General features: G+C 65.8%; 23 protein-coding genes. 14 read left to right on the top strand and 9 right to left on the bottom strand.

Going from position 1 to position 23,840, the window contains the following annotated elements:
* The first annotated feature begins 131 nt into the window (after window positions 1-131).
* Both E3O45_RS08315 and E3O45_RS08310 read left to right on the top strand, forming a co-directional pair.
* Window positions 132-845 carry a phosphatase PAP2 family protein gene (locus tag E3O45_RS08315; RefSeq protein ID WP_134442977.1) on the top strand — a complete coding sequence of 238 codons (714 nt, stop codon included), beginning with the start codon at window positions 132-134 and terminating at the stop codon, window positions 843-845.
* 5 nt (window positions 846-850) lie between these two features.
* Window positions 851-2,233: an NAD(P)/FAD-dependent oxidoreductase gene (locus E3O45_RS08310; RefSeq protein WP_370450346.1), complete on the top strand. Its 1,383-nt coding sequence runs from the start codon at window positions 851-853 to the stop codon at window positions 2,231-2,233.
* 12 nt (window positions 2,234-2,245) lie between these two features.
* Here the strand turns inward: E3O45_RS08310 and E3O45_RS08305 are convergent, their stop codons facing one another.
* Complete coding sequence (locus E3O45_RS08305) at window positions 2,246-2,806, bottom strand: hypothetical protein (RefSeq protein ID WP_134442976.1); 561 nt, start codon at window positions 2,804-2,806, stop codon at window positions 2,246-2,248.
* A gap of 328 nt (window positions 2,807-3,134) precedes the next feature.
* On the opposite strand from E3O45_RS08305, the gene E3O45_RS08300 reads away from it, so the two are divergent.
* From E3O45_RS08300 to E3O45_RS08290, 3 genes are read left to right on the top strand one after another with little or no spacing between them, the layout of a single operon-like run.
* Window positions 3,135-4,526, top strand: coding sequence for a TrkH family potassium uptake protein (locus E3O45_RS08300; protein WP_134442975.1), 1,392 nt, complete (start codon window positions 3,135-3,137; stop codon window positions 4,524-4,526).
* A complete protein-coding gene (locus tag E3O45_RS08295) occupies window positions 4,519-5,217 on the top strand; it encodes a TrkA family potassium uptake protein (RefSeq protein ID WP_241978809.1) in 699 nt (232 codons plus the stop codon). The genes E3O45_RS08300 and E3O45_RS08295 overlap by 8 nt, the downstream gene beginning before the upstream one ends.
* A complete protein-coding gene (locus E3O45_RS08290) occupies window positions 5,214-5,450 on the top strand; it encodes a ferrous iron transport protein A (protein ID WP_134442974.1) in 237 nt (78 codons plus the stop codon). The genes E3O45_RS08295 and E3O45_RS08290 overlap by 4 nt, the downstream gene beginning before the upstream one ends.
* Here the strand turns inward: E3O45_RS08290 and E3O45_RS08285 are convergent.
* The 3 genes from E3O45_RS08285 to pdhA are packed head-to-tail and all read right to left on the bottom strand — an operon-like array spanning window position 5,447 to window position 8,856.
* A complete protein-coding gene (locus E3O45_RS08285; RefSeq protein WP_134442973.1) occupies window positions 5,447-6,751 on the bottom strand; it encodes a dihydrolipoamide acetyltransferase family protein in 1,305 nt (434 codons plus the stop codon). The two genes, E3O45_RS08290 and E3O45_RS08285, sit on opposite strands and share 4 nt — an antisense overlap.
* A gap of 9 nt (window positions 6,752-6,760) precedes the next feature.
* On the bottom strand, window positions 6,761-7,780 hold the full coding sequence (locus E3O45_RS08280; protein ID WP_134442972.1) for an alpha-ketoacid dehydrogenase subunit beta: 1,020 nt from the start codon (window positions 7,778-7,780) through the stop codon (window positions 6,761-6,763).
* Window positions 7,780-8,856, bottom strand: a complete 1,077-nt coding sequence (pdhA, locus tag E3O45_RS08275) for a pyruvate dehydrogenase (acetyl-transferring) E1 component subunit alpha (RefSeq protein WP_134442971.1) — start codon at window positions 8,854-8,856, stop codon at window positions 7,780-7,782. Before pdhA ends, E3O45_RS08280 begins: the two co-directional genes overlap by 1 nt.
* A gap of 167 nt (window positions 8,857-9,023) precedes the next feature.
* Between pdhA and E3O45_RS08270 the strand changes: the two genes are divergently transcribed.
* From E3O45_RS08270 to E3O45_RS08240, 7 genes are all read left to right on the top strand, one after another.
* Window positions 9,024-9,731, top strand: a complete 708-nt coding sequence (locus E3O45_RS08270) for a metalloregulator ArsR/SmtB family transcription factor (protein ID WP_134442970.1) — start codon at window positions 9,024-9,026, stop codon at window positions 9,729-9,731.
* A 106-nt stretch (window positions 9,732-9,837) separates the two neighbouring features.
* Window positions 9,838-13,602, top strand: coding sequence for a nitrate reductase subunit alpha (locus tag E3O45_RS08265; protein ID WP_134442969.1), 3,765 nt, complete (start codon window positions 9,838-9,840; stop codon window positions 13,600-13,602).
* The gene (narH, locus tag E3O45_RS08260; RefSeq protein ID WP_134442968.1) at window positions 13,602-15,302 is read left to right on the top strand and encodes a nitrate reductase subunit beta; all 1,701 of its coding nucleotides are present in this window, start codon (window positions 13,602-13,604) and stop codon (window positions 15,300-15,302) included. Before E3O45_RS08265 ends, narH begins: the two co-directional genes overlap by 1 nt.
* Window positions 15,299-16,033 (top strand): nitrate reductase molybdenum cofactor assembly chaperone, encoded by a 735-nt coding sequence (gene narJ, locus E3O45_RS08255; RefSeq protein ID WP_241978808.1) that lies wholly within the window; start codon window positions 15,299-15,301, stop codon window positions 16,031-16,033. Before narH ends, narJ begins: the two co-directional genes overlap by 4 nt.
* Window positions 16,034-16,050: 17 nt before the next feature.
* Window positions 16,051-16,809, top strand: a complete 759-nt coding sequence (narI, locus tag E3O45_RS08250) for a respiratory nitrate reductase subunit gamma (protein WP_134442967.1) — start codon at window positions 16,051-16,053, stop codon at window positions 16,807-16,809.
* 9 nt (window positions 16,810-16,818) lie between these two features.
* Entirely contained in the window at window positions 16,819-17,169 is a 351-nt protein-coding gene (locus tag E3O45_RS08245; protein ID WP_134442966.1) for a DUF488 domain-containing protein, read from the top strand.
* Between the two features lie 168 nt (window positions 17,170-17,337).
* Window positions 17,338-18,723, top strand: a complete 1,386-nt coding sequence (locus E3O45_RS08240) for a dicarboxylate/amino acid:cation symporter (protein WP_370450344.1) — start codon at window positions 17,338-17,340, stop codon at window positions 18,721-18,723.
* A 133-nt stretch (window positions 18,724-18,856) separates the two neighbouring features.
* Here E3O45_RS08240 and E3O45_RS08235 read toward each other — a convergent pair whose 3' ends face one another.
* The 3 genes from E3O45_RS08235 to E3O45_RS08230 form a co-directional block, all read right to left on the bottom strand.
* Window positions 18,857-20,086 carry an NAD(P)/FAD-dependent oxidoreductase gene (locus tag E3O45_RS08235; protein ID WP_134442964.1) on the bottom strand — a complete coding sequence of 410 codons (1,230 nt, stop codon included), beginning with the start codon at window positions 20,084-20,086 and terminating at the stop codon, window positions 18,857-18,859.
* A gap of 299 nt (window positions 20,087-20,385) precedes the next feature.
* Window positions 20,386-20,559: a hypothetical protein gene (locus tag E3O45_RS17515; protein ID WP_166789438.1), complete on the bottom strand. Its 174-nt coding sequence runs from the start codon at window positions 20,557-20,559 to the stop codon at window positions 20,386-20,388.
* A gap of 79 nt (window positions 20,560-20,638) precedes the next feature.
* On the bottom strand, window positions 20,639-21,964 hold the full coding sequence (locus E3O45_RS08230; protein ID WP_134442963.1) for an MFS transporter: 1,326 nt from the start codon (window positions 21,962-21,964) through the stop codon (window positions 20,639-20,641).
* 245 nt (window positions 21,965-22,209) lie between these two features.
* On the opposite strand from E3O45_RS08230, the gene E3O45_RS08225 reads away from it, so the two are divergent.
* Window positions 22,210-22,725 carry a molybdenum cofactor biosynthesis protein B gene (locus E3O45_RS08225; protein WP_092448274.1) on the top strand — a complete coding sequence of 172 codons (516 nt, stop codon included), beginning with the start codon at window positions 22,210-22,212 and terminating at the stop codon, window positions 22,723-22,725.
* A 50-nt stretch (window positions 22,726-22,775) separates the two neighbouring features.
* Entirely contained in the window at window positions 22,776-23,207 is a 432-nt protein-coding gene (locus E3O45_RS08220) for a molybdenum cofactor biosynthesis protein MoaE (protein ID WP_134469628.1), read from the top strand.
* Between the two features lie 117 nt (window positions 23,208-23,324).
* Here E3O45_RS08220 and E3O45_RS08215 read toward each other — a convergent pair whose 3' ends face one another.
* Together E3O45_RS08215 and E3O45_RS08210 are read right to left on the bottom strand one after the other, a co-directional pair.
* Complete coding sequence (locus E3O45_RS08215; RefSeq protein WP_092448272.1) at window positions 23,325-23,564, bottom strand: MoaD/ThiS family protein; 240 nt, start codon at window positions 23,562-23,564, stop codon at window positions 23,325-23,327.
* Window positions 23,564-23,836 (bottom strand): DUF6457 domain-containing protein, encoded by a 273-nt coding sequence (locus E3O45_RS08210; protein ID WP_134442961.1) that lies wholly within the window; start codon window positions 23,834-23,836, stop codon window positions 23,564-23,566. The genes E3O45_RS08215 and E3O45_RS08210 overlap by 1 nt, the downstream gene beginning before the upstream one ends.
* Window positions 23,837-23,840 lie beyond the last annotated feature (4 nt).

The following is a 23,840-nucleotide window of genomic DNA, read 5'->3' as shown; positions in this document are numbered from 1 at the left end:
GGGCCCACGTTCCGGGCCCGGGCCCGGTGCAGGTGCGGGGGTGCACATCCGGGTACAGATTCGGGGAAGCGGATGGCGCGGGTCCGGCCCGCCGATGGCCCAATCCGGAGCGGCTGTTCTACGATGGCGAGATGACGAACCCGAAGTCTCCGGAGCGTGCCGCCGACCCCGCAGCGCGCCGCATCTCCCGCCGCTGGCCTGTGATCAGCGGGATAGCTGCCGTCGCATTGGCCGCACTGCTTGGCCTGGTCGTCGTCGTGCGTGCCAACGGACTCGCCCTCGAGGTCGACACCGAGTGGATGGGCGAGGTGATCGAACACCGCTCTCCGATCTGGGAGGTTCCGTCGCTGTTCATGAACGCCCTCGGTGGCGGTCTGTTCGGCGTGCTGATCGTGCCGATCGTCATCACCGTGGTCATCGTGTTCATCAAACGTCCGTGGGCGGCCGGCTACTATCTCGTGGCGACCGTGGTCAGTGCCGGCGCTGTGCAAGTCCTGAAGCAGGTCTTTGGCCGTGCCCGACCGGAAGACATGCTGGTCACGTCCGATTTTGGCTCCTTTCCGTCTGGCCACGTCGCCAATGCGGCGACCATGGCGGTGTGCCTCGCCATCATCTTTCCGCGGTTGTGGGTGGCCCTGGCCGGTGCCGCGTACACGATCGTCATGCTACTCAGCCGTACCTACCTCGGTGTGCACTGGCTGACCGACACCATCGGCGGGCTATTGATCGGTGCCGGAGTTGCAATTGTGCTGTGGGCTCCGGTCGCCGCGAAGCTCGATGGCGAGCGCGCACTCGCCGCCCGGCTGCGGCTTGAACGAGACCGAAAGAAGGCAGCGCAATCGTGACTCGAGTGACCCCGGTGCGCAATGGCGACGTCTCGTTCTGGTGGAACCAGCTCGGCCAGCCAGTGCCGCGGCCGACCCTGCCCGGGTCGACCCGTGCCGACGTCGTCATTGTCGGCGCCGGCTATACCGGACTGTGGACCGCGTATTACCTCAAGAAGGCGGCGCCGCAGCTACGCATTGTGGTGCTCGAAGCCCGTTTCGCCGGGTTCGGCGCCTCTGGACGCAACGGCGGCTGGCTCACCAACTCGATCACCGGTGGCCGCGACCAGTACCTGAAGCACCACGGCCGCCCGGCGGTTCAAAACTTTCAGGCCGCGATGAACGACACGGTCGACGAGGTCATCCGCGTGGCCGCAGCGGAGAGCATCGACGCCGGCATCGTCAAGGGCGGTGAATTCACCGTCGCCTACGATGCCCCGCAGCAGCACCGCCTCGAAGCTGCCGCCCGGGCCGAGCAGACCGGGGCGCACACCGACGTCGAGGTGCTCTCGCGGGCCCAGGCGCAAAACCGCATCAACGTGGCGGGAATGACCGGGGGTATGTGGCATCCGCACTGCGCCCGCATCAATCCGGCGGAGCTCGTGGCCGGACTGGCCCGCACGGTCGTTTCGCTCGGCGTTGAGCTCTACGAGAACACCCCGGTGAGCGAGATCGCGGCCAACCAGGCGGTGACCGAACACGGTACCGTCGACGCCGCGTTCGTTGTGCGTGCGACCGAGGGCTTCACGGCCACGCTCAAGGGGCTGCATCGCACCTGGCTTCCCATGAATTCGTCGCTGATCGCGACCGAGCCGCTCGACGCATCCGTTTGGGAAAAGATTGGCTGGTCGGGCCGGGAAACCCTGGGGGATATGGCGCACGCCTACATGTACGCGCAGCGCACGAGCGACGACCGCATCGCCATCGGCGGGCGCGGGGTTCCCTACCGATTCGGTTCGAAAACGGATGCCGACGGCCAGACCCCGCAAGCTACCATCGACGCTCTCCGCGCGATTCTGGTGCGCTTCTTCCCGGCGACGAAGGACGCGGGCATCGATCATGCGTGGTCGGGCGTGCTCGGTGTACCCAGGGATTGGGCCGCGACCGTCGGTCTCGACCCGCAGACCGGACTGGCCTGGGCCGGCGGCTATGTGGGCACCGGGGTGGCGACCACGAACCTGGCCGGCCGTACCCTGACCGACCTCATTCTCGGCCGGAGCAGTTCGCTCACCGAACTGCCGTGGGTGAACCATCGGGTGCGCCCGTGGGAGCCGGAACCGCTGCGCTGGCTCGCGGTCACGGCGCTCTATCGGGCTTACTCGCTCGCCGACCGCACCGAGCTGACCGGCCGCCGCACGACGTCACCGCTCGCGCGGGTGGCCGATGTGGCGTCGGGGCGCGGGCACTAGCGGTTCAGCCGTTCAGCCGTTCAGTCGGGCTGCGTGTCGCGCCAGGCGGCGCACCAGCTGAGGCCGCAGCTGGCCGAGTTCGGCCACGGTCAGCGGGTCGGGTGGGCGCAGCACAGCGACACCGAGCTGGTCGATCACACTCTCAATCGTGGACCGCGACCAGATTTGGCCACTCAGGTGCACGAGCACATCGCCGGCAGCATCAAGCAAATACAGGTGCGGCAGGCAATCGGCCGTCCCGCTCTGATAGAGCTCGACCAGCACCACGCTGCCGATATCGGCGGTGGCGACGTGCGTTTCGCGACCGAGCAGACTCCGAACCGATAGTCGGTCGGCGGTGACGCGCAGGGCCATTTTGCTGACTCCGAGCCCGAAGATCACACCAAGGGCGGTGAACCCGCATTGGATTTCGAGCACAAACGGCCAGGTCTGGCGAGGAATGGACAGCCAGTACAACACGAGAAAGAGCGGGATGAACAGGGCGAGCGCCGCGATGATCGAGTGCGAAACGATGCGCTCCCGCGGTCGCAGCACACGTATTTGCGCCGGTTCTACCTCATCACTTATCGTCATTGTCGATCCCCCAGGTTGAGTATTGCGCACTTGTTGTCGGAGTCGCCGACCGAAGTTGGGGGCTGGACGAAGCCCGTCAAACCGACTACAAATAACTGCCGCACAATCGAGGCTGGCACGTTCCTGTACGGGGCCCGGGCTCGGAATGCGGGCCCAGTCTAGAAACCGGGCCCAGGCTCGGAATGCGGGCCCAGTTTAGAAACTGGGCCCGGGTTCACAAGGTGGGCCCGGGGAGCCGGGTCCGCCCACGCGTCAGGCCCGGGGGGCCTGACGCCCCACATCCCTGCATGTCCGAGCCAGCGCGGACTCCCCGCGTAGAGTTGGCTCTGTGCACTCACGGGCCGTCCGCGAACGCGGCAACACATCGAAGCGGTATCGCCTGCACCCGGCGCAAGTCGTCGTCACCGGTTTTGCCCTGACCATCCTGGTTGGCACCGCGCTGCTCATGCTGCCGAACGCGCGGGTCGGGCCGGGAGGGGCGTCCTTCATGGAGGCGCTGTTCACCGCCACGAGCGCCGTCTGCGTCACCGGTCTGACCGTCGTCGACACGGCGGTCTACTGGACGCCGTTCGGCCAGATCGTGATTCTGGGGCTGATCCAGATCGGCGGCTTCGGTATTATGTCGTTCGCCTCGGTGGTCGGTTTGGCGATCGCCCGCAAACTCTCGCTGCGCTCGCGCATCACGGCCGCCGCCGAAACCAAGAGTGTCGGTCTCGAAGACGTCAAGGGACTCGTGCTCGGTGTTGTGCGCATCTCGCTGGCCATCGAGCTGACCGTCGCGATCATGCTGGCCGTGCGCTTCATGGTCGGCTACGGCGAACCGGTCGGCCGGGCCGTCTGGTTGGGAGTGTTCCACTCCGTGTCGAGCTTCAATAACGCCGGCTTTGCCCTGTTCAGCGACAACCTGATGGGTTTTTCAACGGATGCCTGGATCTGCCTGCCGATCAGCGCCGCCGTCATCCTGGGTGGGTTGGGGTTTCCGGTGATCGTTCAGTTGCGGCGGCAGCTGCGGCATCCTCGGTCAAAGAGTGCCTGGTCGATTCGCACCTGGACCATGAACACCCGCGTCGTCGTGGCCGGCACGATCGCATTGCTCAGTCTCGGAACGGTATATATCACCGCCGTTGAGTGGTCGAATCCGAATACGCTCGGGCCGCTCGACTGGCCCGGCAAGTTGCTGACCGGCTTCTTTCAGTCCGTGCAGACCCGCACCGCGGGTTTCAACAGCATCGACATTGGCCAGATGGATTCGGCGAGCCTGCTCGGAATGGACGTGCTCATGCTGATCGGTGGTGGCCCGGCCGGAACCGCCGGTGGCATCAAGATCACGACCTTCGCCGTCTTGTTCTTCATCGTCTGGACGGAGCTGCGCGGCGAGGTTGCCGTCAACGTTTTCGGCAAGCGGCTCTCCCGGGCGGTGCACCGGGAGGCGATCACGATCGCCCTGCTCGCGGTCGGCGTGATCATCGCCGCGACCGTGGCCCTCATGCTCATGACGGATATCTCAATGGACGCGTTGTTGTTCGAGGCGATCAGCGCCTTCGCGACCGTGGGATTGTCCACCGGAATCACTGCCGGGCTGCCCTGGGAGGGGCAGATCATTCTTATCCTGCTCATGTTCGTCGGCCGTCTCGGTCCGATCACCATCGGCTCTGCTATCGCCCTGCGCGAACGGCACACCACCTATGAACTCCCCAAGGAAAGGCCGATCATTGGCTAAATATTCGCTGTTCGGGCATCGTGACCCGGCCCGCCTGGCCGAAGCCGAATCGGTCGTCGTCATCGGCCTCGGCCGGTTCGGCAGCTCCCTGGCCCTCGAACTCATGAAGAGCGGCACCGAGGTACTCGGCATCGACGGTGACGAAGAAATCGTGCAGGCGCACAACCGGCTGCTCACGCACGTGGTGCGCGCCGACTCGACCAAGGAGGCGACGCTGCGCGAGCTCTCGGTGCCCGACTTCTCGAGCGTGGTGGTGGCTATCGGCGGTGACATTCAGGCGAACATTCTGACCGCGTCCCTGCTGCTCAAGCTCGGCATTCCGAATATCTGGGCCAAGGCTGTCAGTGACCCGCACGGGGAAATTCTTACCCAACTCGGCGTCAATCACGTTATCTACCCCGAAAAAGATATGGGCCAACGGGTCGCGCACCTCGTGCGCGGTGCCATGCAGGACTACATCGAGATCGGTGAGAACTTCGCGCTCGTGAAAACGGCGCCGCCGCGCGCGCTGATCGGGGTTCCGCTCGGCGAGGCGAAGGTGCGCGCCCGCTACGGTGTGACCGTGACGGCGTTTCATCGGCCTGGCGTGGGCTGGAGCTACACCTCGCTCGACACGGTGATCGAAGATGGCGACATCATTCTGATCGCCGGGGAGTCGGCGCGGGTCGAAAAGTACAGCCTGATGCGGTGAGCGATCCGTTCGCTTTTCTAGCGGATGCCCCGCTCGGCACCCGGGTCGTCGTGCGCACGCGAATCCACGGTGGCTATACGGACGCGCTCGGGTTTTTACGCAGCCGCAGCGCGGCATCCGTTTCGGTGGAAACCAAGCGCGGCCTGGTGACTCTGCTCATGGCCGACGTCGTCGCCGCCAAAGAAGTTCCCCCGGCGCCAGCGCCGCGCGAGCGCCGGGGTAGCCCGGGTTAGAGAACGATGCGCAGCGGCTCCTCGAGCAGCTGGGTCAGGTCGCGCAGGAACGCGGCCGCGACGGCCCCGTCGAGCACTCGGTGGTCGACGGTCAGGGTGATCTTGACCATGGGCACGCTGACGAGTTGGCCATCGCGCACCTGGGGGACCTCGGTGGCCGCGCCGATCGCCAGAATTCCGGCCTCCGGCGGGTTGAGTACGGCGGTGAACGAGTCGATGCCGAACATGCCGAGGTTGCTGATGGTGAAGGTTCCACCAGACATCTGCGCCAGGGACAGGCTGCCCGTACGGGCGAGCCCGGCCAGGGCGCGCGTCTCGGTGGCGATGGCGGCGAGCGACTTCTGGTCGACGTCGGCCACCACTGGAACGAGCAGTCCGTCGTCGGTCGCGACGGCCACGCCGACGTTCACGTGGTTGTGGCGCAGAATGACTCCATCGCCCCAGGATGCATTCACCTCGGGGTGCGCGCGCAGCACGACAGCGCAGGCGCGCACGAACAGGTCGTTCAGGCTGACCTTGCTGCCGACCGTCTCGAGCGAAGCGTTGACGTCGGTGCGGAACGCGACGAGACGTTCCACGTTGACGACGCTCGTCAGGAAGAAGTGCGGCACGGCCTGGCTCTCGGTGAGGCGGCGGGCCGTAACGGCGCGAATGCGGCTGACCGGCACGGAGACCGAGTCGGCCGAAACGGCGGTCGGGGCTGCCACAGCGGCTACCGGCACCGGAGCGGATGCTGCGGATGCCTGAGCCAGGATCGCCGTGTCAACGTCGGTGCGGGTGATACGGCCCTGCGGCCCGGTGCCCGCGATCGTGTGCAGGTCGATTCCATGCTCGCGGCCGATCTTGCGGGCCAGCGGCGAGGTCCGGAGCTCGCCGGTCGGCGTCGGCGTCGCGGCCGGAGCCTCCGGTGCGGCGGGAACGGTCGGAGCCACCGCGATGGGGGCCGGGGCTGACGCGGCGGGCAGTGCAGCCGGAGCTGCGGCATCCGCTGCCGGGGCAGTGGTCGCAACCGGAGCAGCCGTCGCAACCGGCGCAGCGGGTGTCGCGCCATCCTTGACGATATTGCTGCCGTCGCCGATGCGGGCGACTGCGTCGCCGATCGGCACCAGGGTGCCGGCGACGACGAGCAGCTGCTCGAGGACGCCGTTGTCGAAGGCCTCAAGGTCCATCGTGGCTTTGTCGGTTTCGATCTCGGCGAGCACGTCGCCCTTGTGGATCTCGTCGCCGACCTGCTTCATCCAGCGGCTGAGTTCGCCCTCCTCCATGGTGTCGGAGAGGCGGGGCATGATGACGTCGGGCATGGCCGGCTCCTACTTGTCGTTCGCGGTAGTTGAAATGTTGAGAACCTCACGCACGACCTTGGCGAGGTCGGCGGCATTAGGCAGCGCGGCCTTCTCGAGGGCCTTGGCGTAGGGCAGCGGAACCTCGGAGGCAGCGACGCGGCGCACGGGGGCGTCGAGAAAGTCGAACACGCCCTCGCCGATGGTCGCCGAGATCTCAGCGCCGATGCCGTAGCTGAGCCAGTCGTCTTCGAAGACGACGGCGTGGCCGGTCTTGCGAACCGAGGCGCAGATGGTGTCGCGGTCCAGCGGACGCAGGCTGCGCAGGTCGACGACCTCGATTGACAGGCCCTCGGCTTCAAGCTGATGGGCCACCTCGAGGGCAGTCGTGGTGCCGCGCGAGTAGCTCACGATGGTGAGGTCTGTGCCGGTCTTGACGACGGCGGCCTTGCCGATCTCGGCGACCTGTTCGCCGTCGGGAACCTCGCCCTTGGCGCTGTACAGCGAGAGGTTCTCCAGAAAGATCACCGGGTCGTCATCGCGAATCGCCGCGGTCAGCAGCGCCTTCGCGTCGGCCGGGGTCGACGGGGCGACAACCTTGAGCCCGGGAATGTGCGCGTACCAGACCTCGAGGTTCTGCGAATGGGTCGCGGCGAGCTGCTGGCCGCCACCACCGGGCATGCGAATGACCAGCGGAATGGAGACCTGACCGGCGAACATCGAGCGCATTTTGGCGGCGTGGTTCACGATCTGGTCGATCGCGATGAGGCTGAAGTTGATGGTCATGATCTCGACCACGGGACGCATACCGAGCATCGCGGCGCCGAGGGCCGCGCCCACGAACCCCTCCTCGGCGATCGGGGCGTCGAGCACCCGATCGGGTCCAAAGTCTTCGAGCAGTCCGGCGGTGATCTTGTATGACCCCTCGAACACCCCGATCTCTTCGCCGACCAGAAAGACCTTCTCGTCACGCTCGAGTTCGGCGCGCAGGGTCTCATTGAGTGCCTGGCGGTAGGTGATCGTGCGGGTTGTTGCTACTTCGGTAGTCATCACAGTGCGTCCATAACGGGTTCTCCGGGCAAAGCGGATGGCGCATTCGCCACCGGGGTTGCGTATACATACTTGAACAGGTCGGCGACCTCGGGCTCGGGGCTCTCGTCGGCGAAGTCGACCGCCTCAGAAACGCGCACGTCGGCGGCCTCGTCGATGGCGGCGGCATCCGCTTCACTGAGCACGCCGGAGGCGATCAGCTCGGTGCGAAAGCTTGGTACCGGGTCGGACTGCTGGGCGATCGTGGTGTCTTCGGGCGAGCGGTAGCGGGCCGGGTCGACCACGGAGTGGCCGCGCAACCGGTAGCACATGACCTCGAGCAGCACCGGCTGGCGGGATTCGCGAGCCTGCTTCAGGGCGTCGCGGGCGGCATCGCGCACGGCGAGAACGTCATCCCCGTCGACCCGGATACCGGGCATGCGGTACGACGCGCCGCGCTTGTACAGATCGGGTTCAGCGGATGCCTTCTCCACCGTCGTTCCCATGCCGAGGCCGTTGTTGACGATCACGTAGACGATCGGAAGCTTCCACAGGCCGGCCAGGTTGAGCGATTCGTGGAACGCACCGATGTTGGTGGTGCCGTCGCCGAGCAGGCACATCACGGCGGCAGCGTCGGGGCCGGCCGTTTCCTGATATTTCAGGGCGAGCGCGGCGCCGGTGGCCGGGGGAATCTGCCCGCCGACGATGCCGTAGCCGCCGAGCAGGCGCGCCTCGGCGTCGAACAGGTGCATCGAGCCGCCACGTCCGCCGGAGACGCCGGTGACCTTGCCGAACAGCTCGGCCATCACGCGCTCGGGGGAGAGACCGCGCATCAGGGCGTAGCCGTGGTCGCGGTAGCCGGTGAACAGGTAGTCGCGGGTCTCGATGGCGGCCATCAGACCGACGACTGTTGCTTCTTCGCCGAGGTTCAGGTGGCAGTAGCCGCCGATTTTGGCGCGAGCATACATCTCGCTGGAGCGCAGCTCGAAGGCCCGCACCAGCGACATCCGTTCGTAATAGTCACGCAGGATGTCTGCGGGTTCACCGCCAGTGGACTCGACTACTGCCTTTGGTCGCGTGCGGGCTTTTGCCGCCATGTGGTCCCACTTCCTGCGTGTTTCGTATGTTAAGACTATTACTTTGCGTTGAATGATTTGCTTCCCAGCCGCTCAGCCGGAGAATCTGCGGCGGGAGGGAGAGAAAGTGACAGTTTCTGCTGCTGCCCCCTGCAGTTGATTCACGCCTGGGAGGTCATAATGGAGTCATGGCCGCCCAACCTCCGAGTTACAAAACGCTCGCCAGTCTGAGCCGCATGAACCTGCTCTTTCAGCTGCAAAGTCGCGGAACGATGACGGTCAACGACCTCGCCGAAGCCGCTGGCCTGCACCCCAACACTGCCCGCGAACACCTCGATCGCCTGATCAACGACGGTTTCGTCACCTGTGCGCCCGAGCCGCGCGACAGCAAGGGTCGCCCGAAGATGCTCTACAGTGCCGCCGGCGGGGTCAGTACCGAACTCGGTTCGATTCGCGCCCGCAAGATCGAGGCCGCGCAGGAGCGTGCCGAGCAGTTGAGACGTATGCTGCTGCTTCTTCCTGCAGGCCAGCCCGCCTTGGCCGGCTGCACCGGCCCCGCAGCCCGGCGTCAGCTCGATGCCCTCGACGACCACCTGGATCAGGCCGGCTTCGATGCGAGCGTCGCCGCCAACGGTGAACAGGTCAACCTGCACGACTGCCCGTACTCGGAGATGGTCAAGGATCACCCCGAGGTCTGCGGCGTGCACTACCGGTTGATTCAAGGAGTGCTGGAGCAGGCCGACGGCCCCCTTCGCGCAGTCGGCCTGAACCTCATCGACGCCCCGCATCTCTGCGTGATCGACGTGGCTCCCCTTCCCGCTGAACGCGAGAGCGCAAAAAGTGCCCGATTGGACACCTCAAACGGGCACTTTTTGCGCTCTCGCGAACCGGGGTAAAACATTATTACCGGCACTTTGCGGTTGTCGGCCGCGGGGGGCACCGGCTTAGCTCGTTCTGAGGGGGAATAGCGCTTCGGCATTCCCCGGCAGGCAAGGGGCAGCCGTGAAAACACGCACAACGAGCACCACCAGCAAGCCCGGTACCGACGGTCCGGTCGCCGATTCGCTGCTCAAGCTCGGTCGCTTTCTGCGTCGCGGCGAAACCAGCGAGGACCTGCGCAGCGTGTTCAAGACCGGCGGCCGCGCCGCCGACGCGTTCTACCGTGACCGCTGGACCCACGACAAAGAGGTGCGCAGCACCCACGGCGTGAACTGCACCGGCAGCTGCTCCTGGAAGGTGTACGTCAAGGACGGCATTATCACCTGGGAAACCCAGCAGACCGACTATCCGAGTGTTGGCCCCGATTCACCCGAATACGAGCCCCGAGGCTGCCCCCGCGGCGCCGCGTTCAGCTGGTACACCTACTCGCCCACCCGGGTGCGGTACCCCTACGTTCGCGGCGTACTGCTGAACCTCTTCCGCGAAGCGAAGGCCCGTCTCGGTGACCCCGTGCTGGCCTGGGCTGAGATCACCGGCAACCCCGAAACTGCCCGCCAGTATAAAAGCGCCCGCGGCCAGGGCGGCCTGGTTCGGGCCAGCTGGGACGAAGCCGCCGAGATCGTCGCCGCCGCCCACGTGCACACCATCAAGCAGTACGGGCCAGACCGGGTGGTCGGCTTCAGCCCGATTCCGGCCATGTCGATCGTGTCGCAGGGCGTCGGCAACCGCTTCATCTCGCTGCTCGGCGGCACCATGCTCTCGTTCTACGACTGGTACGCCGACCTCCCCGTCGCCAGCCCGCAGGTGTTCGGCGACCAGACCGACGTGCCCGAATCGGCCGACTGGTGGAACTCCAGCTACCTCATCATGTGGGGCTCCAACGTTCCCGTCACCCGCACCCCCGATGCGCATTTCATGGTCGAGGCCCGCTACCGCGGCCAGAAGGTCATCACCGTCTCGCCCGACTACGCCGACAACTCCAAGTTCGCCGACGAGTGGCTCGCCGTGCACCCCGGAACCGACGGTGCCCTCGCCCTGGCCATGGGCCACGTCGTGCTCAAGGAGTTTCTGGTCGACCGCCGCACCCCGCGCTTCGTCGACTATATGAAGAAGTTCAGCGACTCGTCCTACCTGATCGCGCTCGTTCCGCGCCAGGATGCCTGGGTTCCCGGCAAGTTTCTGACGGCCGACGCGCTGCCTGGCACCGACGCATCCGTTTCAAGCGCAGCCTTCAAGACGGTCATGCTCGACGAGAACGGTGAGGCCTTCGTGCCGAACGGGTCGATCGGGCACCGGTTCAGCGAGGCCGACAAGGGCAAATGGAACCTCGACCTCGAGGGCCGCGACCCACTCCTTTCCATAGCGGATGCCCCCGACTACGACGGTCGCTCTGTCGCGATCGACCTGCCCCGCTTCGACGAAACGCCCGATGTTGACAGCCCCGCCGGGCAGCAGGAGGCCCAGCAGCACGCCGGAGCCGCCGGCATCGTGCGCCGCGGCGTGCCCGTGCGCGAGGTCGCCGGTGTGTTCGTGACGACCGTGTTCGACCTGCTGCTCGCTCAGTACGGCGTCGGCCGCGACGGCCTGCCGGGGGAGTGGCCAACCGGCTACGACGACGCCTCCACTCCAGGCACCCCCGCCTGGCAAGAGGAGATCACCTCGGTGCCGTGGCAGGCCGCGGCGCGCATCGGCCGGGAATTCGCGCAGAACGCCGAGGACTCCGAGGGCCGGTCGATGATTTTGATGGGCGCCGGCACCAACCACTGGTTCCACTCCGACACCATCTACCGGGCCTTTCTCGCGCTCACCACCATGACCGGCTGCCAGGGCGTGAATGGCGGCGGCTGGGCCCACTATGTCGGCCAGGAAAAGGTGCGTCCGCTCACCGGGTACGGCCAGTACGCTTTCGGACTGGACTGGGTGCGGCCGCCGCGCCAGATGATCGGCACCGGCTTCTTCTACCTCGCCACCGACCAGTGGCGGTACGACGGCCTGAGCGCAGACACCCTCGCCAGCCCGCTCGGCGCCGGGATATTCAAGGGACGCACCACCGCGGACACCATGGTCGAATCGGCTAAGCGCGGCTGGATGCCCAGCTACCCCACTTTCAACCGCAACTCGCTCGACTTGGTCGACGACGCGATCGCCGCTGGTCAGGAACCGGCCGAGTACGTCGTCGATTCGTTGAAGGACGGCTCGCTCGAGTTCTCCTGCGAAGACCCGGACGCGCCCGAGAACTTTCCGCGGGTGCTCGTGGTGTGGCGGGCCAACGTGCTCGGCTCCTCGGGTAAGGGCAATGAGTATTTTCTCAAGCACCTGCTCGGGGCGCCGTCCGCCGTGCGCGCCGTCGAGTCCATGCCGGCGCGCCGCCCGCAGACCATGAAATGGCATGAGAGTGCGCCGGAAGGCAAGCTCGACTTGTTGGTCACGAGCGATTTCCGCATGACCTCTACGACCATTTACAGTGACGTGGTCTTGCCGCCGGCCACCTGGTATGAGAAAAACGATCTCTCGACGACGGATATGCATCCGTTTATTCACTCGTTCAACCCCGCGATCGCGCCGCCGTGGCAGGCCAAGACCGACTTCGACATCTTTCACGTGCTCGCCGCCAAGATCTCCGAGATGTCCGTCACGCACCTCGGCGTGCGCAAAGACCTGGTCGCAGCGCCTCTGCAACACGACACCCCCGACGGCATGGCCACACCGCACGGCACCGTGCTGAACAACCAGCCGCTCATCCCCGGTGTCACCATGCCGAAGCTCGTCGTGGTGGAACGTGATTACCCGGCGTTCGCCGCGCAGCTTGGCGCGCTCGGGCCACTCACCGAAAAGCTCGGCATGGTCACCAAGGGAGTGAAATTCAACCCCGACGTTGAGGTTGCCTACCTCGGCAAGAAGAACGGTCTCGTGGTTGACGGCCCGGCCGCCGGCCGTCCGCGACTGTCGACCGCCATTCATGCTTGTGAAATGGTGCTCGCGCTCTCGGGAACGACCAATGGTCGTCTCGGCACCCAGGGTTTTCGGCAGCTCGAGGAACGCACCGGTGTGAAGCTGGCCCAGCTGGCCAGCGACAACGAGGGTCGGCGCTTCTCCTACCCGGATGTCCAGGGCGCGCCGGTCCCGGTGCTCACCTCCCCGGAATGGTCCGGCTCAGAGCACGGTGGTCGCCGCTACAGCGCCTTCACCATCAACGTCGAACATCTGAAGCCCTGGCACACCCTCACCGGACGCCAGCATTTCTACCTCGATCACGACTGGATGATCGAATTGGGTGAGCAGCTGCCGATCTTTCGGCCGCCGCTCGATATGCACCGCCTGTTCGACGACTCCATCGTCGGCGCGACCAGTAAGGCCCCGACCGGACACGCCGAGGTCGCCGTGCGCTACCTGACCCCGCACTCGAAGTGGTCGATCCACTCCGAATACCAGGACAACCTGCTCATGCTCTCGCTGTCCCGCGGCGGGCCGACCATCTGGATGAGCCCGCAGGACGCCGACAAGATCGGAGTGCGCGACAACGAGTGGATCGAGTCGTACAACCGCAACGGCGTCGTTGTGGCGCGGGCGATCGTGTCGCACCGCATGCCGGAGGGCACGGTGTACATGTATCACGCGAAGGACCGCACGATCAACGTGCCGGTGGCCGAAACCAGCGGTATACGTGGCGGGACCAACAACTCGCTCACCCGCATCCTCTTGAAACCGTCTCATCTGATCGGCGGTTACGCCCAGCTGTCCTTCGCCTTCAACTATCTCGGCCCGACCGGGAACCAACGCGACGAGGTCACCGTGATTCGTCGTCGCAGCCAGAAAGTGGACTACTAATGCGTGTCATGGCCCAGATGTCGATGATCATGAACCTCGACAAGTGCATCGGGTGTCACACCTGCTCGGTCACCTGCAAGCAGGTGTGGACCAACCGCACCGGCGTCGAGTACGCCTGGTTCAACAACGTGGAGACGCGGCCCGGCCTCGGCTACCCGCGCGAATACGAAAACCAGGAGAAGTGGAAGGGCGGCTGGGTACGCAACAAGCGCGGCCGGCTGCGGCTCAAGGCCGGCGGACGGCTGAAGAAGCTTTCGCAGATCTTCAACAACCCCAACCTGCCGCAGATCGACGACTACTACGAGCCGTGGACCTACGACTACGACATGCTCACCACGGCTCCGGCCGGCACCCAAAGCCCGGTCGCCCGCCCGAAATCGCTCTTGACCGGCCAGGACATCGACATCAAATGGTCGGGCAACTGGGACGACGACCTCGGCGGCTCGCAGGAGACCGCGAGCTCGGACCCGATCCTCGCCACGATGAGCGAGAAGGTGAAGATGGAGTTCGAAGAAACTTTCATGTTCTACCTGCCGCGCATCTGCGAGCACTGCCTGAACCCCGCCTGCGTCGCCGCCTGCCCCTCCGGCGCCATGTACAAGCGTGAAGAAGACGGCATCGTGCTTGTGGACGAAGACGGATGCCGCGGCTGGCGCATGTGCGTCTCCGCTTGCCCTTATAAGAAGGTGTACTTCAACCACAAAACGGGCAAGGCCGAAAAGTGCACGCTCTGCTACCCGCTGATCGAGCAGGGCAAGCCCACCATCTGCTCCGAAACCTGTGTCGGACGTCTGCGTTACCTTGGCCTCATGCTGTACGACGCCGACGCGGTGCTCGAAGCGGCCTCGATCGAAAACGAGCACGACCTGCTTGACGCCCAGCGTGCCTGCTTTCTCGACCCGTTCGATCCCGAGGTCATCGCCGCCGCCATGGCGGAGGGCATGGCCGACGACTGGATCGAAGCCGCCCAGAACAGCCCCATCTACAAGCTCATCTCCGAGTACGAGATCGCCCTGCCGCTGCACCCGGAATACCGCACCATGCCGATGGTCTGGTACATCCCCCCGCTGTCCCCGGTCGTCGACGTCGTGAGCAACTCCGGCAGCGACGGCGAAGACGCGCGCACCCTGTTCGCCGCGATCGACAAACTGCGCATCCCGGTGGAATACCTCGCCGGGCTGTTCTCGGCCGGCGACGTCGTTCCGGTCGAGCTGTCGCTGCGCAAGCTCGCCGCGATGCGCGCCTATATGCGGGGCATCAACCTCGGCAACGAGCCAGACGAGCGCATCCCGAACGCTGTCGGCATGACCGGCGAGACCATCACGGCCATGTACCGGCTGCTCGCGATCGCCAAGTATGAAGACCGTTACGTCATTCCGAAGGCGCACGTTGAGACCGCGCGGGAGCTCGACGAGCTCGGCTGCTCGCTCTCCAATGACGGCGGCCCAGGGATGGGCGGCCCGCGCGAGCACGCCGGCCCGCACAACGGCGGCGACGCCGGCCCCGCGGGCCCGTACAGCAATACCCCCGGCATGCCGCTGAACGCGACCGTCGACAACTACAACCAGATGGTCGGCGACTCGCCGATCATCAAGACCCGCCCAGTGACCCCTGGCCGGGTCAACCTGCTCAACTGGACTGGTGGCGGGGTGCCGAAGGGCATGTTCCCGCCCAAAGCGGATGCCGGGAGCGCGGCATGAGCGCCGCCACCCGCCTTCCTGCGGCACTCGCTGCGCGGGTGAATTTCGGCTTTCGGGCGCCGAAGGTGGCCCCGCGGTTCATGGCAGCCGTGCCGCTCACGCCCGAGCACGGCGTTATCGCGCACATGGCGGCGTCGATTCTGCTGGACTACCCCACGCCCCAGCGGCAGCGGCAGTTTTCGCTGGTGCGTTCAGGCGTTATTCAACTGCCCGAACCGCTGCGGGAGGCGTTCGTCGCGTTCTTCACGGCGATCGACGGCTGGAGCGAGCAGGAGCTCGCCACCCATTTCACCGCGATCTTCGATCTGAAGCGCAAATGCTGCCCGTACCTCACCTACTACGCGGCCGGCGATACTCGTCGCCGCGGCATGGCGCTGGTGCGTTTTGTCGAGGCGTATCGGGCGGCCGGCTGGCAGGTCGACGCCGACGAACTGCCGGATTACCTGCCGATGGTGCTGGAGTTCTCGGCGCTGTCGGACTCGCCGATCGCTCAGGAACTACTCGCCGCGCACCGCGACGGCATCGAGGTTCTGCGTGCGGCGCTGGAGAAATTCGATAGCCCGTACGCGCACCTGGTGCGCGCCGTGTCGCTGTCGTTGCCCGAGATCGATGATGAAACCCGCGAACGCTACCTGGACCTCGTCAACGAGGGGCCGCCGACCGAGACGGTCGGCATGACCTACCTCGGCAATTTGAAGCCGTTTTCCGTGCACGCGAATGAGGCCAGATAGAAATGGGTACTGAGAGTATGACCGCCTGGGATTACCTTCTCTGGGTCGCCTTTCCCTACGCCGCCTCCGGTGTGTTCGTGGTCGGGCATCTGCTGCGCTACCGCTACGACCAGTTCGGCTGGACGTCGCGATCGAGCCAGACCTACGAGAACCGACTGCTGCGCTGGGGCTCGCCGATGTTCCACTACGGCATGCTCATGGTGATCGGCGGGCACGTCGTCGGCCTGTTCATCCCGAAGCCGTGGCTCGAGTTCTTCGGGGTGACCGAGCATATCTATCACCTCGGGGCGACCTGGCTGGGAACCTTTGCGGCCGTACTCACGGTGGCTGGCCTCGCCATTTTGATCTACCGGCGACGCCTGACCAAACGGGTGCTGCTCGTCACGACGGTCATGGACAAGGTCATGTACGTGTTCCTGGCCAGCACGATCTTGTGTGGCACCACGGCGACGGTGCTGTACCAAATCTTCGGCGGCGGCTACGACTATCGTGGGTCGATTTCGCCGTGGATCCGCTCGCTGTATGGCTTTCAGCCCGATCCCTCGCTCATGAGCGACGTGCCGTTCTTCTTTCAGCTGCACGTGCTCACCGCGACGACGCTGTTTCTGCTCTGGCCGTTCACCCGGCTGGTGCACGTGTTCTCGGCGCCGCTCGGCTACCTCGTTCGCCCTTACGTCGTTTACCGTTCGCGCGATGACCCCCGCGGTGCCGGGTCGCGGCCGCCGCGGCGCGGCTGGGAGAAGAGCGAACGCCCGCTCGAACGCACACGAAAGTAGGCTGTTTTCATGGTGCGTATTAAGAGGGTGTACGACGAGGCATCCACTGACGACGGATGCCGGGTGCTGGTTGATCGACTCTGGCCGCGCGGTGTCTCGAAGGAGCGCGCCAAGCTCGACGAGTGGCTCAAAGATGTCGCGCCGTCGCCGAAGCTGCGCACCTGGTGGAAGCACGACCCGGAGCGAATGGATGAGTTTGCGCTGCGTTATCGCGCCGAACTCGACTCTGTGGCGGCGACCCAGGTGGCGGTCGCGGCGTTGCGCGCGCTCATCGCCGAGGGTGTCACAACCCTGGTCTACGGAGCCAAGGACCCGCACGTGAACCACGCTCGAGTGCTCGCGGAGTACCTCGCGGAGTAATCGGCGTATTGCCACAATGGGCCGAAGCGGAATAGTGCGCCGCCATTTGGGCTTGCAGCTAGAGCCGCCCACACGCGAACACTCGCCTCAACGAGTACTGGCCGGCCCGGGGAACGGGGCAGTCGAGCGTGCGCGGTACCACGAATGGCAACAGAAAGTGTCGTACTAGTGACTTCAGCAGATCGCGTCAGCACCAGCAGAATCCCCAAATGGGTACGCTCCTTCGGCGTTCAGATCATCGCCGCACTCATTATTGGCCTGGGCCTTGGGCTGCTCGCCAAATACACCGGTAGCACCGAAGAGAGCCCGACCGGTCTCGGCGCCACGCTGAAAATCATCGGATCGAGCTACGTCTCGCTGCTGCAGGCGGCCGTCGTGCCACTCATCTTTACGGCCGTGGTCAGCTCCATCGCCAATCTGCGCCAGGTATCCAACGCGGCGAAGCTGGCCTGGAACACCCTGCTCTGGTTCGCCATCACCGCGCTGATCGCCGTTGTGATCGGTATCGGCCTGGGCGTTCTGATCAAACCGGGTGCAGGAACCGGCATGGCCGAGACCGGCGAGTACTCCGGCCGAACCGGCGATTGGTGGGCCTTTTTGACCGGGTTGTTCCCGAAGAACTTCCTCGGTCTGGGCGCGAGCACCAGCGTCGTTGACGGCACCGCGACCACCAACATCAGCTTCAACGTATTGCAGATTTTGGTCATCGCCATTGTTGTGGGAATCGCGGCGTTGAAGGTGGGCAAGCTGGCCGAACCCTTCCTCAACCTGAACGCATCCGCTCTGGCGGTTATTCAGAAGGTGCTCTGGTGGATCATTCGAATCGCGCCGCTCGGCACGATCGGCCTGATCGGCAACGCGGTTGCGGTCTACGGCTGGGACACCATGGGGTCGCTCGGCAAGTTCGCGGTCACCATCTACATCGGCCTGGTACTCGTATTGTTCGTCGTCTACCCGGTGCTGGTCAAATCGCACGGGCTGTCCGTGAGGCAGTACTTCTCCGGCGTGTGGCCGGCGGTGCAGCTCGGGTTCGTGTCGCGCTCCTCCATCGGCACCCTGCCGTTGACCCAGCGCGTGACCGAGCGCAGCCTCGGTGTACCCCGCGCCTACGCATCCTTCGCCGTTCCGCTCGGAGCCACGACCAAAATGGATGGCTGCGCGGCGATCTATCCGGCCGTCGCCGCCATTTTCGTGGCCCAGTTCTTCGGCATTCAGCTGGACCTCACCCAGTATCTGCTGATCGTGCTCGTCTCCGTGCTGGGGAGCGCAGCGACTGCCGGTACCACGGGCGCCGTCGTCATGCTGACGCTGACCCTGTCCACGCTGGGACTGCCGCTGGCCGGGGTGGGCCTGCTGCTGGCCATCGACCCGATCATTGACATGGGCCGCACCGCTGTCAACGTCGCTGGCCAGGCGCTCGTGCCCACGATTGTGGCCAAGCGCCAGGGCATCCTGGACGAGACGCTCTACAACGCCCCGCGCACCGCGCAGCCGTTCACGGACGACGCCGCCGCGGAGTCGGCGCCGAGCGAGCTGGCCGACACGCGGGCCTAGCTCACTCGCGCTGCTCGTTGAGCGAGGAGCGAGCTAGCGAGCGATCGCGATCATGCGTGGATCTCGACCGCTCGTTCCTGGCGCCTCGACCGACTGGTGGCCTCGACCGACTCGTGGCCTCGACCAGCGAAGCCTAGACCTGGTCGAGGGGAATGGATTCGTCGGCGAGGCGAGCGGGATCGACCGGCTCGCCCCGACGAATCAGAGCCTGAACGGTGTCATTGACGTCCCAGACGTTGACGTTCATGCCCGCGACGACGCGGCCGGTCTGCTGCCAGAACACGATGAACTCGCGGGAATCCCGGTTGCCGCGGTAGACCAGCTCGGCGCCGTCGGTCAAGATGCCGAATCCGGAATACTCCATGCCGAGGTCGAACTGGTCGGTATAGAAGTAGGGAATGGCATCGAACGAAACGCTCTGGCCGAGCATCGCTCGGGCCGCGGCCGGACCGCCGTTCAGGGCATTCGCCCAGTGCTCGCTGCGCAGCCGCTGCCCAATAAGCGGATGCTCCGCGTTGGCCACATCGCCCGCCGCGAACACGTGGGGATCGCTGGTTTCCAGGCTCGCGCTGACCAGGATTCCATTGTCGACTGCGAGCCCGGCCTTTTCGGCCAGTTCGACGTTCGGAACCGCACCGATGCCCACCAGAACGAGGTCGGCCGGCACGGTTTCGCCGCCGGCCAGGAGCACCCCGGTGACCCGGCCATCCGTTCCGACCAGGCTTTCGACGGTCACGGAGCGGCGGATGACCACGCCGTTGCGCTCGTGCAGACTCGCGAACAGGTCGCCGAGCTCGTCGCCCAGCGCCGCAGCAAGCGGTACCGGGCCACGTTCCAGGATGGTGACCTCGTTGCCGAGGGTGCGGGCGGTTGCGGCGACCTCCAGGCCGATCCAACCGGATCCCACGACTACGAGTCGCTTGCCGCCGTCAGCCAGAACGGAGTGCAGCAGGTCGGAGTGGTCGAGGGTGCGCAGGTAGTGCACTCCGCCGAGGTTTGCACCCGGCACCGTCAGGCGTCGCGGCCGGGAGCCCGTGGTCAGGAGCAGCCGGTCGTAGCTCAGTTGCGCACCGTCGTCGGTATCGAGGAGGTGCGCGCTGAGGTCGAGGCTCACCGCCCGGGTGCCGGAATGCAGCTGCACCTCATGGTCGGGGTACCAGCTCGCACTCTGCACGAAGACGGAGTCGCGTTCGGCCGTGCCAGCCAGGTAGTCCTTCGACAGCGGCGGGCGAATGTACGGACGGTGTTCCTCGGCTCCGATCAGGTGAATCTCCCCGTCGAAGCCTTCTTCGCGCAAGGCTCGGGCAGCGCTCGCCCCCGCGAGGGACGCCCCCACAATCACAAAATTCTGCTGGTCGGCCATGTGTGGTCCTTCCTCGGGGGTGTGCTCTGACTGTACGAGGGTTTGGCGGTTTGGTCGAGGTGCGGCTGTGCCGGCCGCGCGCGCTACGCGGGACTTGCGCCAGTGCGCGGGAGTTCGGGACTGGCCAAAACTCCAGCGCCACGCGTCGCGCTGGAGTTGCGCCAGTGCGTGGGTGTTGCGCCTCCCGCGCAGCGGCGCATCACCCGCGCGATCGCTCGAGACCGCCATCGCCCAACGGTGGCTGCCCGCGGGGCGGCGGGACGGCGGGACGGCATCCGTTTAAAAGAGGATGCCAGGTTTCAGCTCGGTGCGACCAGGGTGTCGCAGCGCCAGCAGGTGGCGGGCAGCTCGCCCGGAACGAATGCACCGCACTCCGGGCAGACCTGTTCGAGCCAGCAGGCTGGGTCGCCACCAATCGGGTTGCCGCCGATTGCTGCATCGTCGATCGAGTCAGCGTCGTCGTGTGTGCTCATCGGTTCAGTATGGCCCTGGGCCGGGAAAGACCCGAAGCCCCCGCTGGAGGAGGAGGGGGCTCCGGGTGGGAGTCGAGAGTCAGCTCGGGTTGGGTGCGCCCGGGCGGGCGTAGTAGAACCAGGCCAGGCCCGTGCAGAGCACGCAGAATACCGTGCAGCCGATGAAGAAGGTGGTCGGGCTCATGGCGGTGAGGGCCATTCCCACGATGAATGGGCCGAAGGCGGCGATCGCGGCGGTCCAGCCGATCGCGCCGCCGGCCTGGCGCTTGGGGAAGATCATCGGCATCTGCTTGAACGTTCCGGCGTTGGCCAGGCCGGAGAAGAAGAAGATGGTGATCATGCCGGTGAGAAAGCCCTTGAACTCGTCGACGCTGGTCGGGGTGAGGAAGAACACCGTGACCAGGGTGCCGACGGCCATGCCGGCGCCGCCGATGAAGGTGAAGATGGCACCGCCGAACCGGTCGCAGAGCGGGCCGGAGGCCGCACGCACCAGGGCGCCGACGACCGGGCCGATGAAGGCGAAGGCGAGGGGGTTGGGTGCATCGGGGAAGTCGCCGTAGAGGTTGAGGATGATGAGGCCCATTTGGGCCGCCAGGCCGCTGAACGCGCCGAAACTCATGAGGTAGATGAGTGTCATGATCCAGGTGTGCTTGACCTTGAAGATGTCCATCTGCTGTCGAAAGTTCGCTTTGATCGGCACTTTACGTAGAAAAATGAGAGCGAGGACGACCGCGAGCAGCACCCAGGGGATGAGCACGAGGCCGCCGTTGTGCAGCCAGACCAATTCGCCGTTCGAGTCACTCTCCGGGGTCAGCACCGCGGTGCCGAGCAGGCCGAAGCCGACGACCCAGGGGGTGAGCAGCTGGATCAGTCCGATGCCGAAGTTGCCGAGCCCCGCCTGCAGGCCGAGGGCCGTTCCGGCGAGGCGCTTGGGAAAGAAATAGCTGGTCGAAGCCATGAAACCGGAGAAGCTGCCGCCGCCGATACCGGCTGCGAAGGAGAGCGCGAGCAGCACCCAGTACGGCGTCGACACGTCGCGGGCGACCATGGTCCAGCCGATCATGGGCAGCAGAAGGAGCGCACTGGAGAGGGCGACGAGGATGCGGGTGCCGAGAATCGGCGGCAGGAACATGAAGACGAGGCGCAGCAGGCCACCGGCCAGGCCGGGCAGCGCGACGAGCCAGTACAGCTGGCTGGTGCTCAGGTCGAAGCCGATGTCGTTCAGCCGCGGAGCGATCGCGCTGACCAGATACCAGGCCGCGAAGCCGAGGGTCATGCTGAACGTGGTGATCCACAGGGTACGCCAGGCGAGGTGTGAATCCCAGGTCTCTTCGTTTTCCGGATCCCAGTTCGAGAGGTCCGGCTTCAGCGTGGACGTGACGCGTGGTGGTGAGACGGTTGACATGGTTTCCTCGGCTGGTTGGTCGGGCAGCAGGCCCGCTTAGTAGCCAGCTTGTTCGCTTGCCGGTGCCGACGCATCGCACAAACGCCGTGAAAAATGATTCGGAGCGAAGCGGATGCCGGCGGCCCGGCGCGATCGCGTCCGCGGTCGCACCCCTCCGTTGATCGAGCTTGCCGTCGACCAAGGTGATTGAGTTGGGGGTCGCCGGCATCCGCTTCTCCCCGGGCGGGCCGCGGTACTGTAGAACGGTGAAAACTCAGCTCAAACTTGGGGCCGAACTCGGGGCCGTCGTGATCACCGTGTCTGATCGCTGTTCGCGCGGCGAACGCGAAGACAGGTCCGGCCCGGCCGTCGTCGATGCGCTCGGCGAGGTCGGCATTCCGTGCGGGCCGCCCCGGGTCGTCCCCGACGGAATTGAAAGTGTGGCTGGCTCTATTTCGGCGGCGCTCGCTGACGGCTCCCGCCTGGTCGTCACGACCGGTGGCACGGGCGTATCGGCGCGCGACCTGACGCCCGAGGGCACGGCGACGGTGCTGCACACGATTCTTCCGGGCATTTCCGAGCGGATGCGCGCGATCAGCGTCGCGACGATTCCCACCGCGGTGCTGTCCCGCGGCATAGCCGGCATCGCCGATTCGGTCGGCAACAACGGAGCCCTGGTGGTGAACCTGCCGGGTTCAGTTGGCGCGGTGCGGGACGGTGTGGCCATACTCGCGCCGCTCGTGCGGCACATCATCGACCAGCTCGACGGCGGCGATCACTGATGGGGGCACCTGCGTCGGACGCGGATTTCTCGGACGCGGATTCTTCGGGTGTGGGCCGCGCATCGCTCGGCTTCGCCCGTGTCACCGAGTCGCTGCTCGACGTCACCGAGCACGTTTCGGCCGTTTCGGGCGTTTCCCACGGTGCCGTGGTGACGTTCATCGGACAGGTGCGGGACCATGATCCCGATGCGCTCGGGCGCGTCACGGGCCTGGACTACAGCGCGCATCCCGACGCGGGGCGCATTATCGGTGAGATTGCCGAGCGGGTGTTGGCGCAGCATCCGCTGGTCGTATTGGCGGTCAGTCATCGCATTGGACACCTCGAGGTCGGCGACCTCGCCCTCGTGGCTGCGGTCGCGAGCGCCCACCGCGGCGACGCCTTTGCGGCCTGCGAAGCCCTCGTCGAGGCCGTCAAGGCAGAGGTCCCGATCTGGAAGAAGCAATACGAGGTCGACGGAACGCACTCCTGGGTTGGTTTGTAGCCTCGCCGACAGCGCTACTTCGCGGGTGCCGTTCAGAATCGCGGAGATCGCTGTTTCGGCGGCTGATCGGGGCCGTTGGGCGAAATTCTCCGCAGTTATGCGGGGAGCCGCTGGTACTTAGCCGCCGGCGAAGGGCGGGAGGACGTCAACGGTGTCGGTCGGCGCGAGCGCAACGGTGTCATCGGCGGCGCGGGCGCCGTTCACCAGCAGCGAGCAGAGGCCGAGCACGCGCACGAACTCGCTGCCGTAGCGTTCGCCGAGCTCGGCGCGCAGCTCGCCGATCGTGCCGGCATCGAGCGTGGCCGTTTCGGTCTGGGCGGCTTCGGCCGCTCCGGCGAAGAACCGCAGTGTCGCCATCACGGTTTTTCGGGAGTCCAGTCGAGGGCCAGTTCGCTCGCGGCGGCGCAGGCGGCCTCAATTGCGGAACCGCTACCCCCATTCTTCGCGGCTGCGAGGCCGATCAGAAAGGTGCTGAGTGGTGCAGCCGGCCGGGCCACATTGTGGGCCACGTCGCGGGCCACGTCGAGCAGGTCGCCGACCGGCACGTCGGCCGGATCGAGCTGGAGCCGGTCGGCGAGGGCGGTCAGCCAGTCGTCGAGCGCTTCGGGAGGCAGCGGTGCTGAACTCATTCTG

This window comes from Cryobacterium sp. TMS1-20-1 (assembly GCF_004402355.1).
GTDB classification, from domain to species: Bacteria; Actinomycetota; Actinomycetes; order Actinomycetales; family Microbacteriaceae; genus Cryobacterium; species Cryobacterium levicorallinum.
The sequence above is the reverse complement of the archived record's forward strand: the minus strand, read 5'-3'. Positions and strand labels throughout refer to the sequence as shown.

Bases quoted from the DNA above. Each gene is read 5' to 3' on its own strand.
- narJ (WP_241978808.1), top strand. From the start codon at position 15,299: ATGAGCGCCGCCACCCGCCTTCCTGCGGCACTCGCTGCGCGGGTGAAT.
- E3O45_RS08230 (WP_134442963.1), bottom strand. From the start codon at position 21,964: ATGTCAACCGTCTCACCACCACGCGTCACGTCCACGCTGAAGCCGGAC.
- narI (WP_134442967.1), top strand. From the start codon at position 16,051: ATGACCGCCTGGGATTACCTTCTCTGGGTCGCCTTTCCCTACGCCGCC.
- narH (WP_134442968.1), top strand. From the start codon at position 13,602: ATGCGTGTCATGGCCCAGATGTCGATGATCATGAACCTCGACAAGTGC.
- E3O45_RS08285 (WP_134442973.1), bottom strand. From the start codon at position 6,751: ATGCCCGACGTCATCATGCCCCGCCTCTCCGACACCATGGAGGAGGGC.
- E3O45_RS08305 (WP_134442976.1), bottom strand. From the start codon at position 2,806: ATGACGATAAGTGATGAGGTAGAACCGGCGCAAATACGTGTGCTGCGA.
- E3O45_RS08315 (WP_134442977.1), top strand. From the start codon at position 132: ATGACGAACCCGAAGTCTCCGGAGCGTGCCGCCGACCCCGCAGCGCGC.
- E3O45_RS08245 (WP_134442966.1), top strand. From the start codon at position 16,819: ATGGTGCGTATTAAGAGGGTGTACGACGAGGCATCCACTGACGACGGA.
- E3O45_RS08235 (WP_134442964.1), bottom strand. From the start codon at position 20,086: ATGGCCGACCAGCAGAATTTTGTGATTGTGGGGGCGTCCCTCGCGGGG.
- E3O45_RS08280 (WP_134442972.1), bottom strand. From the start codon at position 7,780: ATGACTACCGAAGTAGCAACAACCCGCACGATCACCTACCGCCAGGCA.
- E3O45_RS17515 (WP_166789438.1), bottom strand. From the start codon at position 20,559: ATGAGCACACACGACGACGCTGACTCGATCGACGATGCAGCAATCGGC.
- E3O45_RS08270 (WP_134442970.1), top strand. From the start codon at position 9,024: ATGGCCGCCCAACCTCCGAGTTACAAAACGCTCGCCAGTCTGAGCCGC.
- pdhA (WP_134442971.1), bottom strand. From the start codon at position 8,856: ATGGCGGCAAAAGCCCGCACGCGACCAAAGGCAGTAGTCGAGTCCACT.
- E3O45_RS08210 (WP_134442961.1), bottom strand. From the start codon at position 23,836: ATGAGTTCAGCACCGCTGCCTCCCGAAGCGCTCGACGACTGGCTGACC.
- E3O45_RS08215 (WP_092448272.1), bottom strand. From the start codon at position 23,564: ATGGCGACACTGCGGTTCTTCGCCGGAGCGGCCGAAGCCGCCCAGACC.